This window comes from Actinomadura terrae, from assembly GCF_022751215.1.
Taxonomy (GTDB): domain Bacteria; phylum Actinomycetota; class Actinomycetes; order Streptosporangiales; family Streptosporangiaceae; genus Spirillospora; species Spirillospora terrae.
In genome coordinates, this window is the sequence record NZ_JAICDG010000015.1 from 1 (window position 1) to 3,242 (window position 3,242).

Consider the following 3,242-nt stretch of genomic DNA (forward strand, 5'->3'; position numbering starts at 1 on the left):
GACTGGCAGGAGTCGTTGATCGAGTGATCTGTGTTCCTTGTGCTGGGAACTGTGGAGGTCACCGTCTGTGGTCATCGGGGGCGTAGCGGTTCCAGGCCCCGCCCGCTTCGGCCGCGAGTCGAGTGGTGGTTTTGTCATGGAACCCGAGGGCTTGGGCGATCACGGGGGCGGGGGCTTGGAGGACGAGCTGGCGCAGCGCGGCGACCCGCCCGGCGGCGCCAGGGATGCCCATGCGTCTGACCTGGTCGGCCAGGGAGCGTGAGTGCAGTGGCCGCCCGGCGCGGCCGGGGAACAGCCATGACGCCGTCGAGCTGTTGTCAGTGCTTGCGTTCTTGGCGCGTAGCAGCAGGTCGGAGAAGGGCGCGGGAATGGGTGTGGGCGGGTCTCCGAGTCGGATGAGGACGTCGTCGGCTTCGTGGAGGACATCGTCGGTGGTGAGCTGGACCAGGCGACTGGCGGGTTGGGCATAGAGGAGCATGAGGCTGGCCGCGGCGCGGACAGGAACCGGTCCGGCGGTTTCGTCCAGGACTCGACGCAGTAGGTCCAGGCGCCGGTGCTGGGTGAGGCGGCGGCCCTCGGTGATGTGCAGTCTCGGCAGGGACAGGTGCCGTGGGGCGCGGCCGGTGTTGATCGCCCAGGTCAGGAAGCCGCGGAGAGAGCGCTGCTCGTGAGGCGGGTGGGTGGCGTGCCAACGGTCGAGGTGGGCCTGAGTGAGCTGGGCGAGATCGCTTTGGTTGTGGTGGAGCCAGGTCAGGAACTCATGGGCCCGGTTGAAATGCTGGGCTGCGTGGTTGCCGGCGCTGTCGGTTAGGGGTTTGTGGGTGGCGCGGGCGCGGAGTCTGGGCAGTTGATGCCAGGCGGCGAAGTGTTCCAGGGTCTGCTGGTGCGGATGGTCGGCGAGTTCGGCGAGGCGTCGGTGCAGCCAGCTCTCGAAGCGCAGGAGTCTGCCGTCTCGTTCGGGCAGCAGCCCGCAAGCCATGAGGAGGTCACGCAGGTGCGCGGCGGTGCGCCATTCAGGGTGCCGGTGGAACGCCTCGTGGGTGAGCGGCAGCGTGCCGTCGGCGAGATCGGCCAGCAGAGTTTGGTTGGTGGTTCGGCGGAGCCAGATCAGGCGGCTCTTGGGACGCGGCATCTGGATGAGCATGGCGTGCAGAGGCGCAAGGCCGGGAGCGATGCGGCCGGTGCCGTCGTCTAAGAGCTCGGCGAGCTGGTCGGAGAGGGTGCAGCGTTCGCAGAGCCGGTGGCCCAGCAGGTGGGCTTCGTTGCCGCAGCGGTCGCAGTGGAAATCGCGGGTGATCCCGGCGCAGTCCCGACAGACCGGTGCGCCGTCATGTCGGCCGGGCAGCAGTCGTTCAATACCGCAGCCCGGGCAGGTGCCAAAGGTCCGAGCGGCCTTCTCGCAGCAGGTGCGGCATATCAGCCCCTCCCAGTTCGCGGACTTGGCCGCGCGCCGTCCGCAGCGGACGCACTCGCCGAGATGCCAGCGCTCGTACTGCTCCCTGGTCCGGTGCGTCATTCGGGTCGGATGCGGGCGCGCTTGGGTCGGATCGGTGCGATCTGCGGTCCCGGGCCGGTGTCGCCGGTGGCGGTGCGTCGGGGCGCGGCGTTCTGGGCGCGCGTGCCGATCAGGTCCGAGGGGGTGCAGTCGAAGATGTCGCAGAGCGCGGCCAGGATGGGCAGTGAGAGCCGTTCGGGGCTCTGGGTGACCAGGCGCCAGATCTGCACCGAGGACAGGGTGACCCCGCGGTCGGCCAGAGGGGCGGCGAGGTCGGTGGCGGAGAACATGCCGTGGGTGGCCATGACCTCGCGGAGCCGCCATTGGTAGCTGACCTGGCGTTTCATCGCTTGCCCCTTCCGGCGGCGAGAACGGCGTCGGCGGTGTCCTGCATCGCTTTGAGCAGGGTCCGAGTGCGAAAGTCCGAGGAGACGCAGGTGTAGATAGAGGTGGTGGAGGCGTGTTCGTGGCCGACCTGCTCCTGGACGAACCGTGGGTCCCAGCCGTCTTCGATCAGGTGCGTGACGTAGGAGCGGCGCAAGGAATGAAAGTCCAGGCCCTGATCTAGCCCGAGCGCATCGCGGTAGGCGGCGAAGCGGGTGTTGATCTGCGAGAATCCGATCCGTGGGCTGCGCTCGGAAGGCCAGAACGCCGATGAGGCAGATGCCTGAGCGAGCCTTGGGCGGACTTCGGTGACCCACTGGTCGAGGGTGTCGACGATCCAGTCCATGCCGCCGATCCCGTCGCGTGGTCCGACCGTCAGGACGCTGCGGCGTTTGGGCGGTGAGCCCTTCATCGCCTTGCCCCAGCGGACGTAGCAGACGCCGAAGTCCCCGAAGGTCGGCGCGTGCGGGTTGCGCCCGAAGTCGGCCAGGTCCAGCATCCGGTCCTCGCGGCGGCGCAGCCCGTAGGCGTAGGCGGTCTTGAACAGCGTCGCGTCCCGGAACGCCGGGAGCCAGCCCTTGCGGCCGGCGCCGCTGACCCGGTGGACCTGGTCGTCGGCGTGGTCGAAGAACGCCTGGAGCTCATCGCGGGTGAATGCTCGCTTGGACGGGTCAGCCTCGGTGTCCTGAAGATGAACCGTGGTGTTCCACTCGTGGCAGACCTGGATCGGGTGCGAGCCGAACCGGCGTTCGCATTCGACCGCCCAGCCGTAGGCCGGGTCGGTGAGGAACGCGCAGAACGAGCGGACCGCCTCGGCGTAGTTGCGCACCGTCGAGTGCCGCAGATGCCGGACCGCCCGCAGGTCACCCAGCCACTCATCCACCATCTGCGGCATCCACTGCCAGGGGAACGCGTCGGAGTAGCGTGTGAACGCCTTCACCGCGTTCACCCGGCCCTCGATCGTAGAGAGCGCCAGGCTGCGGGCGAGTTGCTGATTCCGCCATCCGCTCAGCATCGCCTCGGCGACCTGTTCCTCGGGCCGCAGCAACACCGTCCCACCGACCAGATGCAGGCTCGCCGCACCCGGCACCGACCCGTCCAGGCTCACGCTCCGCCACCTTCCGCCACCTACATCAAACGAAAGAATCTTTCATCAGAAGTAATCGCCTGGCAAACGTGCAGGTGAGAAGGGACGTGCTCGGCGTTCGTTGGGGAGGCATTACGCTGGCCGCGCTTCCACAGCCACCCTCACCCCGCCCAGGCCAGCGGTTCCAGCCTGGTCGGGGCGACGTGTGAAGTAGTCGCAGACTTCGTCCGCTGAAATAGCGACTGCTTGGAGTATCCGAACGGAAATTAGCGGTAG

Annotated in this window: 3 protein-coding genes; all 3 read right to left on the reverse strand. The window is 68.0% G+C overall.

Translation table 11 applies throughout. From position 1 onward, the window contains the following. Positions 1 to 58 precede the first annotated feature (58 nt). From K2F47_RS40295 to K2F47_RS40305, 3 genes are read right to left on the reverse strand one after another with little or no spacing between them, the layout of a single operon-like run. On the reverse strand, positions 59 to 1,516 hold the full coding sequence (locus tag K2F47_RS40295; protein ID WP_242911544.1) for a site-specific integrase: 1,458 nt from the start codon (positions 1,514 to 1,516) through the stop codon (positions 59 to 61). After that, entirely contained in the window at positions 1,513 to 1,842 is a 330-nt protein-coding gene (locus K2F47_RS40300; protein ID WP_242911546.1) for a helix-turn-helix domain-containing protein, read from the reverse strand. Before K2F47_RS40300 ends, K2F47_RS40295 begins: the two co-directional genes overlap by 4 nt. Continuing rightward, positions 1,839 to 2,987 carry a tyrosine-type recombinase/integrase gene (locus tag K2F47_RS40305; protein ID WP_242911548.1) on the reverse strand — a complete coding sequence of 383 codons (1,149 nt, stop codon included), beginning with the start codon at positions 2,985 to 2,987 and terminating at the stop codon, positions 1,839 to 1,841. The genes K2F47_RS40300 and K2F47_RS40305 overlap by 4 nt, the downstream gene beginning before the upstream one ends. Positions 2,988 to 3,242: the final 255 nt, after the last annotated feature.